Source organism: Nonomuraea sp. NPDC050733, from assembly GCF_040654215.1.
Taxonomy (GTDB): domain Bacteria; phylum Actinomycetota; class Actinomycetes; order Streptosporangiales; family Streptosporangiaceae; genus Nonomuraea.
Window position 1 is genome coordinate 428,582 of sequence record NZ_JBFAHO010000001.1, and the last position, 13,196, is coordinate 441,777.

Sequence of the window (13,196 nt, forward strand, 5' to 3'; positions counted from 1 at the left end):
TACGGCTTGAGATCCTCAGCCTCCGCTCGGGGACGGCCTCTCGCTCAGGGCTTGGTCATGGGGCGATGGGGCTGGTCGTCTGTCAGCAGCAGCCGTGGGTCGATTGGCCGGGTGAGGCGGCTGCGGCGCCTGAAGGCGTGCCGGTGTTCGCTTCCTGGTCTTGGGCGATGCGGCCGCGCAGCATGGTCTCCATGACCTTCATGAAGCGCTGCGTCCTGGCACGGCCGATGACGAACGGATTCCCCGCCCCCGTGGACCCGGCGCGCAACTCCTCGATGCGGGCCAGGCCGTTGTCGGCGCCCCCGTGATTGTTCAGCTCGACGTCCACCCCTGCCTGCCTCATCCTGGAGGCGAAGGCGAGCACAGAGGAGAGATTGGTGCGCTTGTCCGCGGTCGCGGCGGGCGGCGCGGTCCCGCCCCACAGCATCGCGGTGTGCCGTAGCCCCTTCCAGCGGACCGGGAAGATCGGCGAGACGGTGCCCGGCGTGTGCCCGGGCGTGTGGTGGAACGCGACGGTGGTGTCGCCGAGGGTGAGCTTCTGGCCGTCGGAGATCTCCAGGTCTCGCTTCGGCGCATTGGCCGGGCGTTCGGCGGCGAGGAGGTTCCAGTCGGCTCGGCTCATCATGACTCGGGCGCCGTACCGGTCGGCGAGGAACTGGGCGCCGCCGAAATGATCGTTGTGGCCGTGGGCCACCACCACGTACTTGATCTTGGCAGGATCCGCCCCCACAGCACGCAGCCCAGGAACGATGATCTTCTCGGCGTCGTCCGGTGATCCCAGCGCGTCGATGAGGATGATCCCCTGGGAGGTGAACAGGGCCGTGGCCTGGACGAAGCTGGTGCCCAGCACCGCGACGTCGTCGAAGATCCTCAGCGGCGCGAGGGGCCTCGGGGGCCGCGGCGTGCCGCCCGGCGTGAGCGCCTTGACGAGGGCCAGCAGGACCGGGTCGTCACCGGCCAGCTTGGCGGCAAGGTCGTAGTAGTGCTGTGCGCTCTTGGGGGCGGCGGCCGATGCTTCGGCCTCGCGTCCCGCCAACGGCAGGAGGGCCGCGGCGGCCAGCAACGCACGGCGGGACGGGCGGGACTGCCCGAAGGACATGGGCGAACACCTGCTTTCACGGGCCAGAGACCTGAACGCGATCACGACCTCGATGGACGTCAATGCCCGCTTAGCAGACCAGAACCAATCTCCCTGCGTCCAATATTGATATATATGGTCAACCGATTATAAAGATGATATTGAAGCTGGTCAGGCGCCAATGACCTCCCGCGCCTGACCAGGCTCTCAGAGGTGGGTCTGGCGGGTGACGGACGGGTCGGTGATGGTGGTGTCGGCGGCCAGGAGGAAGGCCTTGGACAGGATGATCCCCGCGGCAACCCCTGGAAGAAATGTGAAGTCCTGCGGGAGGCGTGCCGCCACGACCGCCGCCGGGGCGTCCGGCGAGCGTGAGCACGCCGGACGCCCCGGCACTGCGAGGCGCCATCCGTCCTTCAGGGCATTTCGATGATCGCAAGCCCGCGGGGCGGTCAGCGGGAGGGGAAGCCGGGCGGCATGTTCATCGGGCCGCCGCCGAGCGGGCCGCCGCCGACCAGGACGGTCGATCCGGCCATGTAGGCGAACTCGGCGCTCGCCAGCGACACCACCGATCTGGCGATCTCCTCCGGCGTGGCCATCCGGTGCGTGCCAGGGGCGTTCAAGGGGCCCCAGGCCCGTTTGAACGCCTCCCAGATCGCGTCGGGCAGGGAGGCCGGGCGCACCAGCGCGGTGTCGGTCGTTCCGGGGGAGATGGCGTTGATCCGGATGCCCTTGGGGCCGTAGTCCATGGCGGCGGTCTCCACGATGCCCTTGATCGCCTGCTTGCTGGAGGTGTAGGCCACGCCGCCCGGGCGTCGCGACTCCGAGGCGGTGCAGATGATCACGCCGCCGTTCTGCAGCATGTGCGGCACCTCGTACTTGATCGACAGGAAGACGCCTCTGGTGTTGGTGTGCTGGACGTCGGTCCAGTCGTCGAGGGTCATCTCGTGCGGGGGCGCCGTCTTGGTGATGCCGGCGTTGTTGAAGGCGATGTCCAGCCGTCCGAACGCGGCGGCCGTCTCGTCCACGAACCGCCGCAACTGGTCGGGGTCGCGAACGTCAGCCTGCTGGTAGCGGGCGGCGCCGCCGGCCTTGCGGATGTCCTGCTCGACCTGGCGGCCCAGTTCGGCGCGCCGCCCGCAGAAGCCGACCTTCGCGCCCTCGGCGGCGAACGCCCTGGCCGTGGCCTCCCCGATGCCGGAGGTGGCTCCGGTGATCAGGACGACCTTGCCGGCGAAGCGACCGCGCGGCGAGGCCGGGGGCGGCGCGCTCGTCGGCGTGTCGGTCAGGTACGGCGGGATCGCCACCGCACCGGCCAGGCCCGCCGCGCCGGCCGCGGCGGCGGCGAGGCCGAAGAAGGCCCGCCGACCGCGCCGCGGGCTGCCCGGTGCCTCCTCGCGGCCGGACCCTGCGCCGGCCGGCTTGTCCTGGACGTCCTCATCCCGAGTGATCTCCTGCTCGCTCACCGGCCGGCCCCCTGCCCGGCGCAGAGGTGGTGCACCCAGGCGGGCGGCATGTTCCAGGTCACGAGTTCCCGCCCGACCTGGTGGCGGCGCACGACGTCGCGCAGCGCGCGATGGGTCTCGGCCCTGGCAGGGGTCAGCAACCGCACGGCCCCCGAGCCGGCGTAGCCGAAGAAGGACAGCCGCCCGCCCGGCCGCAACGCCCCCAGGAGCTGATCGAAGATCGACCGTACGAGGGCCGCATCGAAGTTGGCGAACGGCAGCCCGCACACGATCACGTCATACTCATCAAGGACCTGCTCCTGGACGGGGCGCACCCACAGCCGGCTACTCCCCGTCAGCGCCGGCTCCGCCTCGATCGCCGCCTGCAGCCGGGCCGCCAGCCGCGGGTTGGCCTCGATGAGATCCAGCCGGTCACCGGGGCCCAGCCGAGCGGTGATGTGCCTGGTCACCGCGCCCGTGCCGGGCCCGACCTCGAGCACCGCCCGCGGCCGCGAGCCAGTGGAGGGCAGGTGGCGTGTCAGCGCCCGGCCCAGCCGCCGACCGCTGGGAGCGATCGCTCCTGTCATCTGATTGGTCCTGACGAACTCGGCCCCGACCACGGCGGCATCATGCAGTTGCCGCACAAGGGTTGCCATAGAATCCTCCGACGAAACGAAACGTAACGTAACGACGTGGAGCATGACATACCTGCGAGTCAAAGTAAAACGTTACGTTTCGTCACACCTGCAGCGTAGGATAGAGGTCATGACGAGAACCGCCGCCTCATCCCGCCGCAGTGAGCGCTCGCGCGTGGCGATCCTCAACGCCGCCATGGAGCTGTGCACGGAGGAGGGCTTCGGCGGGGTGACGATCGAGAAGATCGCGGCCCGGGCGCGGGTCGGCAAGCCCACGATCTACCGGTGGTGGACCTCCAAGCATGCCGTGATCCTCGACGCGTTCATGGAGCACATCGCGCCAGAGCTGACCTTCCCGCAGACCGGCGACCCTCTGGAAGACCTGCGCGGCTGGCTGCACGCCGTCGCCAGGCTGCTCGGTGAGCCCCGCCTCGGGCCGCTCATGGCCGGCGTCATCGGAGCCGCGCAGCACGATGCCGCGCTGGCCGAGGAGTTCCACCGGCGCGTGTACGCACCGACCAGGGAAAGGACGGCCGGCCAGATCCGGCGGATCCAGGACGAGGGCCGGCTGCCCGCCATCCCCCCTGACCTGCTGGTCGACCTGATCATGGGGCCGCTGTGGCTCCGGCTGCTGCTGGTCGGCGACCCACCGGGGCCGGACTACGTGAACGCCGTGCTGGCGGCCGTGGCCTCCAACGAGAACGCATCCGCCGAGCGGGGCACGTAGAGATTCTCCCAGCGTCGCGACGCATCCGGGCGAAGGCACCGCCGAGGGTCATCTCTCCGGTCTCGAAGCCCTCCCGTGCCCTCCGCGATCAGCGAGCCAGCGGCAGGAGGGCGGCATCGTGCTCGCCGACGGGACCACCCTCTGCATCGCGGTGACCCGCACACCGACCTCGGCGCCGCCTCACCCGACAGCGCCCCTGCCGGCCGGGACCGCTCGCGCAATGCGCTGCCCGACGAGGCGCTCGGCCTCGGCGAACGGGTACCAGCCGGCACCCGTCACCTCGGACTCCTGGATGCGCCCCACATCCGCATGCGCTGTCACGAAGGCGTATCCGATGTCGAGGTGGTGGTGCTCCGGCTCGTCCTTCGCCGGCCGTGCCGGCATCCTGCCGTACTCGATGTAGACGGGGACCTGCGACGCTGGGAAGACCATGCCGGGGTCAACATCGGTCTCCTCCACCAACTCGCGCACCGCCGCGTCGATCAGTGCGGGATCGGTCGGCTCAAGGTGACCTCCAGGCTGCAACGTGATCCCGTACGCGCGGTGCTCGACAAGCAGGATCTCGGCGTCATCGGCGTTACCGCGGACCAGCAGTGCGCCGACAGTCACATGCATCGGAAATGTCCGCCGCGAGGCGAAGTCCCGCCCCTGAGGCAGCAGTCGCACCGGCTCAGACAGCCGCGCGGCCTCGTCCGGGTAGCGCTTGATGTAGGCGGAAAGCGTGCTCGAAATGTTCGAGTCACTGATCGCCATGGGGCACCCCCACACCACCAGCCCGAGCGACCATCAATTCCTTGATCATCGCGTTTGGCATCGGAACGGGTGTGCACGGCTTGTCTCGGCGTCCGCGGACAGGTGCAGGCACCTCCGGCAGCTCAGGAGCAGGGGGTCGATCGCCATACCGGCTGGCGCCTCGAACCTTGGCGTCCCGCCGAGGAGGGCCGCCATGAGTACGTCCTGAGCCTGCTCGGCGGACACCCGGCAGGGGCGTCGCCTCGGGGTGGCCAGCTTGTCCACGGCCGCGCGCGGCAGCCGCTCGCCGTCGCAACTGAGACACAAGTGGATCACCAGAAGGCGCTGTGATGCTCCGTGGTGACAGCGAAATCGCGTCCCAGGAGACACTCGTATGAGGAAGAAAGCTCTGTCCGCCGCGACGGCTGCCCTGGCCGGGCTGGCGGCCATGACCATGGCCACTCCCGCTCCGGCGTCCGCCTCGGCGGTGACGATCAGGGTCGAGCGCGCCCACACCGAGACCGTACGGGAGTGGTTCGACCCGTTCACCTGCCCGACGAACATGGTCCTCACCGGCCGCTCGCACCACGGCGACGAGAACGCCGCGACGACCTACTACTGCAGCCTCATCTTCATCAACGACGAGCAGGCCCGGGTGTTCGTCGGCGACTGGTCCCCCGGCCAGAAGGAAAGCAGGTCCGGCTACTCCGCGCCCGCGGATCAGGCGCTCGTCGGCAGGTGGCACACCGGGGACGAGAACGGCACGACGAAGTACCGCCCCGCGACGATCTCCTGGCAGGGCCGGCAGGTGCGGCTGACCGATCCGCTCTGGACCGGTGAGTGCAAGGAGAGCAGCCACACCTGGCAGGCGGAGTACAACAAGGTCATGGTCGGCCGCTCGCACAACGGGGACGAGAACGGCAGGACGAAGTACCAGTACGCCACCGTGACCGTCGCGGGCTGACCCGCTCGCCGTTTCATGCACACCATCACATACGTAAGGGAACCGCAGCAGATGAGGACGTACCGCAAGGCCATACCCGTCGTCGTGGCCGCCGCCCTGTCGGCCGCCACCATGGCCTCCCCCGCGGCGGCGGCGACGATCAAGGTGGAGAGCGTCTACTCCGAGACCGTATGGGAGCCGAGCGCCCAGTTCACCTGCCCGCCGAACCAGGTGCTCACCGGCCGCTCGCACTACGGCGACGAGGGCAAGCCGACCACGTACTACTGCGGCCGAATCCTGATCAACGGCGAGCAGGCCGAGGTGCACACCGGGGACTGGAGCTCTCCTCAGCGGGAGAACAGGTCGAGCTACACCGCTCCCCTGGACCAGGTCGTCGTCGGCAGGTGGCACACCGGCGACGAGAACGGCCTGACCCGGCACCTCAGCGCGGCGCTGTACTGGCAGGGGCGGCAGGTGCGGCTGACCGATCCGCTCTGGACCGGTGAGTACAAGGAGAGCAGCCACATCTGGCAGGCGAGTGCCGGCAAGGTCATGGTCGGCCGCTCCCACAGCGGGGACGAGAACGGCAGGACGAAGTACCAGTACGCCACCGTGAGTTTCGACGGCTGATCCCACCTCACGGCGGTGGCGGTGGCGGGGCGACTCCGGCCGCCGCCGCCCGGCCTCAGCGGTGGGGGCAGGCTACTCGCACTTGCCCCCGAGCCAGGCGCGGTACTCCTTCGTGTAGTTCGTCATCACGCTCTTCGGCGCCTGGGCGAGCACGGACTGCCACCGGCTCACGTTGCCGCTCCAGGCGGGCGGCGGCTCCTCCCAGCCCACGCTGTCGGTCCAGCGGCCCTCGGAGCCCTTGAGGAGCCCCGGGTGCCGCCTGGCGAGCTCGGCCTGGATCCAGGAGTCCTGGGAGTAGACGAGGATGCGCTGCGAAGCCTGGCGTTCCTTGATCGGGTCGGAGATCTCCTTCCAGGCCGCCGTCGCGTACACGGTGCTGGAGAGGAGGGCCTTGGCCTCGGGCTTGACCTCCAGGAGGGCGACCAGGCCACGGGAGCGGACGTGGTCGAGCCACTACCGGAGCGTGTAGACCTGTACGGGCCCGCACTTCTGCCTCGGCGCGAGCCCGGCGCGCCTCGAAACGCGCATCGTGCTGGAGGAGCTGGTCACCGCGGTCCACGAGGACTACGAGGTCGGCACGCCCGTCCGCGTGCACCATCCGAACATCCACGGCCTGCGCAGCCTGCCGACCGCCGTCAAGCCCCGCCAGGGACGCGCCCGAACGCCACCCAGAACGCGCGAGCCGTCAGGCTACGATGCAGGTGATCCCTGCTGATGTCGTCGCGTACGGCAACGGCATCGTCAGAGGCAGAGGAGCGAGCGGACACATGACCCCCCTTACCGTCAGCGTGCGACAACGATCCGGCATGGACCTGGTGCGCCTGAGCGGAGAGCTCGACCGCGGCTCCCTCGGCCAGCTCGCCACGGCCCTGCGGCCCCCGCTGGACGCCCCCAGGCCCAGGATCGTCGTGGACGTGGCCGAGCTGCGTTTCTGCGACTCCCGGGGCGTCCGGGGACTGATGGAGGGCCAGCGGCAGGCCGAAGGCGCGGGTGGCGGGCTGCGCCTGATCGGCGTGCGCGGCGTCCTGGCGCGGCTGCTCACCGTCGCTCATCTGGTCGACCGGTTCCCGCCCTACGACAGCCTCGAACACGCCTCCCGCTGGCCGGCGCCCGGCTGACCACGGCGTACGGATCGCGCTACCAGGCCGAGGTCAGCGCTCTGGGGCGCCGTTCCCGCCGGCGGCGGGGTGGCGCATGCGCAGCCGCAGCCGCGAACGGTCGTCCAGGTGATCGAGCGTGACCTCGTCGCACAGCCGGTGCATCAGCCAGAGGCCGAAGCCGCGATAGGCCACCGTGGGCGTGGCGTGGGCGCCGCGGCGCACGTGCTCGCCGGTCAAGGTGCCGGCCATGTCGATGACGTCCACCCAGATCCCGGCCGCGTCGGTGCCCGCGACGAGCGTGCCGGTGCCGCCGCCGTGCTCCAGGACGTTGTCGGCCGCCTCGTTGACCGCCAGCACCAGGTCGTCCAGGCGATCCCCGCCGAGACCGGCGTCGGCGGCGAAGGCGGTCACCAGCTCGCGCAGCCGGCTCAGGTCCTCGGTGATCGGGCACCGCAACTGCCGCCCGGCCTCGCCCATGGCCCCCCTTCCCTGAGCCGACCCGGGCAGCGCCTGCCCTGCTGCCGACGCCGGCAGCGTCGGGCATCCGTGTCTCCTACCGCGCACCCGCGGGAGATCCATCGGGCGCGCGGTCGGCACAAGTCGGGAATGTGGCTGACCAGGCTACCTGAACCGGTACACCTGGGGGGTCAGGTGTACCGGCGGTCGGGCGGCGACGGCTCAGGGGCTGCCGTTGATCAGGGCCATGGCCAGCTCGGGGCTGAACGTACCGGCGGGGTACCCCGCGCCGATGCCGCAGTTCCCGTCGGAGTCGCCGGGCACCTTGACCCAGAACAGGTACTCGGCGCCGCTCGTCTGCCGGGCCGGCGGGGTGCCCAGCCTGCGTCCCGGCGGGTTGCACCAGTTGTCGTCCGGGGTGGAGTCCGTGTACGGGCCGTTGCCGTTCCGGCTGGTGTCGATGACGTACGGCTTGGCGCCCACCGTCCCGGACAGGTACCCGTTGACCGCGACCGCGTACGCCTCGCTGTCGGCGGTGGTGAAGAAGTTGGAGACGTTCACCGAGAACCCACGCGTGTTGGCGATGCCGGACTTGACCAGCAAGGGCGCCATCTCCTGAGCGCTCATCCAGGTGGCGTTGGCGGCGTCGAGGTAGACCCAGGCGTTGGGGGCCTGGGCGCGCAGCACCTGGGTCGCGTCCAGCAGCATCCGGTACTGGTCCTCGGGATCCTTGCCCTTCTTCGCCAGGCAGCCGGCGGCGGCGACGGCGTCGGGCTCCAGCACGACGATCGCGTGCCTGCTGCCGATCGCCCTGGCGAACTCGGTGATCCAGGCGTGGTAGCCGGCGGCGTCTCCCGCGCCGCCGCCCGACTGGTCCGCGCACGCGTCGCGGTTGGGGATGTTGTACGCCACCAGCATCGGCAGCCGGTCCTGGGCCTGCGCGGCCCCGACGTAGGTGTCCACGGCCAACGTGAGATCGCCGAACCAGCCGCCGAACCATTCGAAGATCGGCTTGTTGCCGATGTTCGCGCCGATGGCCTGGGCGTCGGCGCCCTGGTGCTCACTGGCCCATCGCGCGGGGTTCGACTGGGTGGACACGAACATGGCGGTCGGCCGGGTCGTCTGCGTCTCCATCAGCGACACGTTGTCGAAGCGGACCGTCGGGGTGCCGCCGGACCCGCCGAGCTGGAAGGTCACCTCGGCGGCGGTGCCGGCGGCCGGGGCCGCCACGAACGGGATGCTGTAGCGCCTGCTCCCCGTGGTGAGCCGGACGTCCGTGGCCAGGGACTGGTTGGAGCTCGGGGTGGCGGTGTACTGGACGGTGGCGCGGGCCGTGAAGGCGAGCGTGGAGTAGGCGTCGAAGGAGAGGGTGTACTTCTTGCCGGCGTTCAGGGCGGCGGTGGTGGGGGCCGCCACCATGGCGTCCCACGGGTTGGCGACGGCGCTCTTCACGTCCACCCGCATGCGACCGGACTCGGCCGCGACCGTGGTCTGGCCGATCGCGGCCCACGGGGCGGTGGAGCCGGAGAAGGCGCCGTTCGCGATGAGCTGCGCGGCGGCAGAGGCAGGCTGGGGGGCACTGAGGAGGGCGGCGGTCAGGACGGCGGCCAGCGCCGCGGCTTTGCCTGCGAGGACTCGCACGTGATCACCTTTCGGCAGGTATCGCCGTTGATCATTACCGACCTCCTTGACCTCGGTCAAGAGCCGGGCGGGGCGGCCCGCGTACCGGCTGGTGAGGCGCTGGCGCGGCCGGTCCACCACACTCGTCGTGTGACCGGAGCGCGCTCCGCGACGCGCGGCACCGCTCCGGTCGCCGGTCCTGCGTGGCCGCCCGGAAAATGAACGCCACCAAGATCTAAGAGAATGCGGCGGGCAAGGTTAAGCTGTGGCGTCACTCGTCATCGAGTCATGCCGTTTGTAAGGCTAAAAACGGACATTCGGTGATGCACATGTCTACTCACTGACTTTTCGTCAGATGGGGGTCGTATGTCGTCTAAACTGCCCTCCTTTCCTGTCGCGAACGAGAACCCGCTCGACACCTGCGTCCGGTTACGAGAGATCGCTCCCGTGGTGGAAGTGGAATTCCCCGGAGGCGTGCCCGCCTACCTGGCGCTGACCCACACGGCCGTACGCGAGATCCTCGCCGGGGACAACAAGACCTTCCTCCGCGACCCCAGCCACTGGCCCGCCCTGCACGACGGATCGATCCCCGAGGACTGGCCGCTGCGCGCCATCGTCCAGGGCGGTCACCTGGCCACCGTGGACGGCGCCGACCACCGACGGCTGCGCGGCCTCGTCGGCAAGGCGTTCACCCCCGCCCGGGTACAGGCCCTGGAGCCGCGGATCCAGCAGATCATCGACGGCCTGCTCGATGACGTGGTGGCCGCCGGCGACGGCGTCGACCTGGTGCCCGCCTTCACCGAGGCGCTGCCGATGTGGGTGATCTGCGAGCTGTTCGGCGTGCCCGCCGAGGACCGGCTCCGGCTGCGGAAGTGGACCGCCGCGCTGCTGGCGCACACCACACCGCCGGAGGAGGCGTTCGCGACACAGAACGAGCTGCAGGCGTTCCTGCACGACCTGGTGGAGCGCAAGCAGCGCGAACCGGGCGACGACCTCACCTCCGGGCTGGTCCAGGCCCGCGACGAGGGGGACCGCCTGACCACCGACGAGCTGGTCGGCGTCCTGTGGCTCATGCTCGTCGCCGGCCACGAGACCACCGTCCACCTGCTCGGTCACGCCATCGTGGCGCTGGCCCAGAACCCCGATCAGCTCGACCTGGCCAAGGCCGAGGACCGCTGGGCCGACGTGGTCGAGGAGACCCTGCGCTACCGCCACTCGGTGATGATGACCAGCTTCCGGTTCACGGCCGAGGACGTGACCGTCGCCGGGGTGCACATCCCCAAGGGCCAGGCGGTGGGCGTGGTCTACCAGGCCAGTGGCGTCGATCCGGCTCAGTTCGGCGAGAGCGCCGAACGGTTCGACATCACCCGCGAGCAGACCGGGAACCTCGGCTTCGGTCACGGCCCGCGCTACTGCATCGGGGCGCCGCTGGCCCGGATGGAGAGCCGGCTGGCGCTCGCCTCGCTGTACCGGCGGCTGCCGCGGCTCAGCCTCGCGACCGACCCCGGCGCCATCCCGTACTCCCCGTCGTTCTTCACCATCGGCCCGCTGTCCCTGCCGGTGAACCTCGGCATCACCGAGCCCTGACCAGCCGCCCCGGCGCTGCCGCGCCGCCTGTGATCGTGCGACGTGGCTTTCGGTCCGGTTCGTCGTACGCGACATCGGAGGCGATCACGGTGCATCCGGTCTCATGACAGACCCGGCCCTGGTGGGTGGTGAGGCGCCGCCCCGACTCGGCGACGAGTCGGGGCGGCGCCGGTGTGGACCGGGACACGGCCGGCCGGAGCCGGGCCGGTCCCGGTCGGAGCTCAGCCGGACGTCCCCGGCCTGCCGGCAGCGGCCGTGGTCGCCGCCGGGTGGGCGGAGGGCAGGAGCGGAGCGCCCCAGGGCAGTTTGTCCGTCGGCCACAGCTCACGCTGCGACTTCTTGCGCAGGGTCTCGACCCTGCCGCCCACGGCGCATCGGAAGCCCTGCGGAGGCAGGGTCAGCGAGATCAGGTAGTTGTCGATCGGCACCGTGCTGCACTCGTCCTTGCCGTAGATGCGGTGCCCCCAGCCCTCGTACGTGATCAGGCGCGCCTTCGGGCCGAGCTGCCGGGCCACGTTGGCGGACCAGGAGTACGGGGTGGAGGGGTCGTGCAAGGAGTTGCCCAGCAGGATCGGAATACTGCCCGTGTAGCGCAGCCGGTGCTGCGGGTTGGTGGTGGGGTGGCCGAGGCAGACGGGCAGGTCCTCCATCGGCATCGGGTTGTAGCGCATGTCCGGGGCGCGGCGGTTGGAGCTGCGCAGCAGCGCGGCGTACTCCCTGTAGTTGCGCACCCGTAGCCGGTAGTCCTGACAGAGGATCGCGGTGGGCAGCTGGGCGACGTCCCCCGAGACGGGCCCCCGGCCGGGCATCGGCGGCACCCACGACGACGGCTCCCCGCCGTCCAGGGCGCGAAGCAGCTCGGCCAGCAGCTGCCAGGCGGGCCCTTCGGTGCCCAGCACGCCGTTCCACAGGACCTGGATCTCGGTCATCGGGCGGTCCGGGACGCCCGGGTAGTACAGCCGGCCGCTGCGCGCCTTGGCCAGGATGCTCTCCCACACCGCGCGGACGTCCTTGCCGTGCAGGGCGCAGCTCGGGTCCTGCCCGCACCAGCCGGCGAACTCGTCGAAGGCGTCCTCGACGGCCGCTGCCTCGGTGTCGAGGAAGTTCTTGACGCCGAGGCTGTGGTCCATGTTGCTGTCCAGGGCCATGGCCCTGATCCGGTTCGGGAACAGCTCGGCGTACATCTGGCCGATCAGCGTCCCGTACGAGACCCCGTAGAAGGTGAGCTTCTCCTCGCCCAGCGCGGCGCGCAGCGCGTCCACGTCGCGCGCGACGTTGACCGAGTCCACGTGGTCGTACAGCGGGCCGGTACGGGCCCGGCAGTCCGCGCGCAGCTTCCTGGCGAAGGCGCTCCACCTGAAGAAGTCGGCCTGGCTCTTCATGACGGCGTACGGGATCTGGTTGAACACCGACGCCGAGCAGATCACCGGGTGGCTGCGGCCGACACCCCGGGGGTCGAAGCCGACGATGTCGAACCGCTTCTGCAGCTCCTCGGTGAAGAACCCGGGAGCGCCGAAGGCGGCCTCCACGCCCGAACCGCCCGGACCACCCGGGTTGATCACCAGGGAGCCGACGCGGGCCGCGGGGTCGGTGGCCCTGCGGCGGGCGATGGCCAGGTCGATGGTGGGCCCGTCCGGACGCGACCAGTCGATCGGCACCGCCAGCTTGCCGCACTCGGCGGAGGGCTCCTCCTCGCAGGGCGCCCAGGCGATGCGGCCCTTCGCCGGGGCCTGCTGCTGCGGACTCTGGGAGGTCGTCGGCGTCGGCGACACCGTCGGTGTGGCTGACGGCGCCGTCGGTGCGGGGGTCGTCCTGGCTTCGCCTCCGGGGCCCGCCGCGACGGCCGGCGATATGGGTAACAGCGTCGCCATCGCCACGAAGGCGGCGGCGAGCAGAGAGGATCTTGCTGGCACAGTGCTCCAATCGTCGATCGGCCGGTGGGACCGCTCAGGCGGCTCTCGACCCGGCTCCGATCATCCTCGGTCGACGGCCGCGACACCTGAAGCGGGCGGCGGCGAACGCGGCCCTCGTGTTCGACCGCGCCAGATCGACGGCAGCACGATACAACGGCGGCATCCCCAAGATCCCGGGAACGGCCGCCGTCCAGCCGACGACGCGGACGGTCAGTCGTCCTCGTCCTCTTCGTCGTCCTCGTCATCGCCGTAGTGGTCGTACTCGTAGTCGCTGAGATGCTCGTAGAGCTCGTCGACCAGGCCCGACCTTTCGACCCACCACGGAGTTGGACG

Annotated in this window: 15 protein-coding genes; 6 read left to right on the forward strand and 9 right to left on the reverse strand. The window is 70.4% G+C overall.

Annotation, left to right across the window (positions count from 1 at the left end; all coding sequences use genetic code 11):
* Positions 1 to 82: 82 nt before the first annotated feature.
* The 4 genes from AB0H64_RS01915 to AB0H64_RS01930 form a co-directional block, all read right to left on the reverse strand.
* Positions 83 to 1,099 carry an MBL fold metallo-hydrolase gene (locus tag AB0H64_RS01915; RefSeq protein WP_357618938.1) on the reverse strand — a complete coding sequence of 339 codons (1,017 nt, stop codon included), beginning with the start codon at positions 1,097 to 1,099 and terminating at the stop codon, positions 83 to 85.
* Between the two features lie 186 nt (positions 1,100 to 1,285).
* Positions 1,286 to 1,420 carry a hypothetical protein gene (locus AB0H64_RS01920; protein ID WP_357618941.1) on the reverse strand — a complete coding sequence of 45 codons (135 nt, stop codon included), beginning with the start codon at positions 1,418 to 1,420 and terminating at the stop codon, positions 1,286 to 1,288.
* A gap of 107 nt (positions 1,421 to 1,527) precedes the next feature.
* Entirely contained in the window at positions 1,528 to 2,541 is a 1,014-nt protein-coding gene (locus AB0H64_RS01925; RefSeq protein WP_357618944.1) for an SDR family oxidoreductase, read from the reverse strand.
* Positions 2,538 to 3,107 carry a methyltransferase gene (locus AB0H64_RS01930; protein ID WP_357618946.1) on the reverse strand — a complete coding sequence of 190 codons (570 nt, stop codon included), beginning with the start codon at positions 3,105 to 3,107 and terminating at the stop codon, positions 2,538 to 2,540. Before AB0H64_RS01930 ends, AB0H64_RS01925 begins: the two co-directional genes overlap by 4 nt.
* Positions 3,108 to 3,285: 178 nt before the next feature.
* On the opposite strand from AB0H64_RS01930, the gene AB0H64_RS01935 reads away from it, so the two are divergent.
* The gene (locus tag AB0H64_RS01935) at positions 3,286 to 3,882 is read left to right on the forward strand and encodes a TetR/AcrR family transcriptional regulator (protein WP_357618949.1); all 597 of its coding nucleotides are present in this window, start codon (positions 3,286 to 3,288) and stop codon (positions 3,880 to 3,882) included.
* Between the two features lie 180 nt (positions 3,883 to 4,062).
* Here the strand turns inward: AB0H64_RS01935 and AB0H64_RS01940 are convergent, their stop codons facing one another.
* Positions 4,063 to 4,635 (reverse strand): NUDIX domain-containing protein, encoded by a 573-nt coding sequence (locus tag AB0H64_RS01940; protein WP_357618952.1) that lies wholly within the window; start codon positions 4,633 to 4,635, stop codon positions 4,063 to 4,065.
* Positions 4,636 to 5,008: 373 nt separating this feature from the next.
* On the opposite strand from AB0H64_RS01940, the gene AB0H64_RS01945 reads away from it, so the two are divergent.
* Both AB0H64_RS01945 and AB0H64_RS01950 read left to right on the forward strand, forming a co-directional pair.
* Positions 5,009 to 5,578: a hypothetical protein gene (locus AB0H64_RS01945; RefSeq protein WP_357618955.1), complete on the forward strand. Its 570-nt coding sequence runs from the start codon at positions 5,009 to 5,011 to the stop codon at positions 5,576 to 5,578.
* Positions 5,579 to 5,629: 51 nt separating this feature from the next.
* Positions 5,630 to 6,187, forward strand: a complete 558-nt coding sequence (locus AB0H64_RS01950; RefSeq protein ID WP_357618958.1) for a hypothetical protein — start codon at positions 5,630 to 5,632, stop codon at positions 6,185 to 6,187.
* A gap of 72 nt (positions 6,188 to 6,259) precedes the next feature.
* On the opposite strand, the gene AB0H64_RS01955 is transcribed toward AB0H64_RS01950, so the two are convergent.
* Positions 6,260 to 6,559 carry a hypothetical protein gene (locus AB0H64_RS01955; RefSeq protein ID WP_357618961.1) on the reverse strand — a complete coding sequence of 100 codons (300 nt, stop codon included), beginning with the start codon at positions 6,557 to 6,559 and terminating at the stop codon, positions 6,260 to 6,262.
* Between the two features lie 157 nt (positions 6,560 to 6,716).
* On the opposite strand from AB0H64_RS01955, the gene AB0H64_RS01960 reads away from it, so the two are divergent.
* Together AB0H64_RS01960 and AB0H64_RS01965 are read left to right on the forward strand one after the other, a co-directional pair.
* Positions 6,717 to 6,902 (forward strand): hypothetical protein, encoded by a 186-nt coding sequence (locus tag AB0H64_RS01960; RefSeq protein WP_357618964.1) that lies wholly within the window; start codon positions 6,717 to 6,719, stop codon positions 6,900 to 6,902.
* Positions 6,903 to 6,954: 52 nt separating this feature from the next.
* Positions 6,955 to 7,305 carry an STAS domain-containing protein gene (locus AB0H64_RS01965; protein WP_357618967.1) on the forward strand — a complete coding sequence of 117 codons (351 nt, stop codon included), beginning with the start codon at positions 6,955 to 6,957 and terminating at the stop codon, positions 7,303 to 7,305.
* Positions 7,306 to 7,338: 33 nt separating this feature from the next.
* Here the strand turns inward: AB0H64_RS01965 and AB0H64_RS01970 are convergent, their stop codons facing one another.
* Positions 7,339 to 7,764 carry an ATP-binding protein gene (locus AB0H64_RS01970; RefSeq protein WP_357618970.1) on the reverse strand — a complete coding sequence of 142 codons (426 nt, stop codon included), beginning with the start codon at positions 7,762 to 7,764 and terminating at the stop codon, positions 7,339 to 7,341.
* Positions 7,765 to 7,965: 201 nt separating this feature from the next.
* Positions 7,966 to 9,384, reverse strand: a complete 1,419-nt coding sequence (locus AB0H64_RS01975; RefSeq protein WP_357618973.1) for a glycoside hydrolase family 6 protein — start codon at positions 9,382 to 9,384, stop codon at positions 7,966 to 7,968.
* Between the two features lie 426 nt (positions 9,385 to 9,810).
* Here AB0H64_RS01975 and AB0H64_RS01980 point away from each other — a divergent pair, with 426 nt between their 5' ends.
* Positions 9,811 to 10,950: a cytochrome P450 gene (locus AB0H64_RS01980; RefSeq protein WP_357618976.1), complete on the forward strand. Its 1,140-nt coding sequence runs from the start codon at positions 9,811 to 9,813 to the stop codon at positions 10,948 to 10,950.
* A gap of 221 nt (positions 10,951 to 11,171) precedes the next feature.
* On the opposite strand, the gene AB0H64_RS01985 is transcribed toward AB0H64_RS01980, so the two are convergent.
* A complete protein-coding gene (locus AB0H64_RS01985; protein WP_357618979.1) occupies positions 11,172 to 12,722 on the reverse strand; it encodes an alpha/beta fold hydrolase in 1,551 nt (516 codons plus the stop codon).
* Positions 12,723 to 13,196: the final 474 nt, after the last annotated feature.

What these genes read in the sequence shown, in the direction of transcription:
- AB0H64_RS01915 (WP_357618938.1), bottom strand. Translation starts at nt 1,099, where the DNA reads ATGTCCTTCGGGCAGTCCCGCCCGTCCCGCCGTGCGTTGCTGGCCGCC.
- AB0H64_RS01930 (WP_357618946.1), bottom strand. Translation starts at nt 3,107, where the DNA reads ATGACAGGAGCGATCGCTCCCAGCGGTCGGCGGCTGGGCCGGGCGCTG.
- AB0H64_RS01935 (WP_357618949.1), top strand. Translation starts at nt 3,286, where the DNA reads ATGACGAGAACCGCCGCCTCATCCCGCCGCAGTGAGCGCTCGCGCGTG.
- AB0H64_RS01940 (WP_357618952.1), bottom strand. Translation starts at nt 4,635, where the DNA reads ATGGCGATCAGTGACTCGAACATTTCGAGCACGCTTTCCGCCTACATC.
- AB0H64_RS01945 (WP_357618955.1), top strand. Translation starts at nt 5,009, where the DNA reads ATGAGGAAGAAAGCTCTGTCCGCCGCGACGGCTGCCCTGGCCGGGCTG.
- AB0H64_RS01950 (WP_357618958.1), top strand. Translation starts at nt 5,630, where the DNA reads ATGAGGACGTACCGCAAGGCCATACCCGTCGTCGTGGCCGCCGCCCTG.
- AB0H64_RS01965 (WP_357618967.1), top strand. Translation starts at nt 6,955, where the DNA reads ATGACCCCCCTTACCGTCAGCGTGCGACAACGATCCGGCATGGACCTG.
- AB0H64_RS01970 (WP_357618970.1), bottom strand. Translation starts at nt 7,764, where the DNA reads ATGGGCGAGGCCGGGCGGCAGTTGCGGTGCCCGATCACCGAGGACCTG.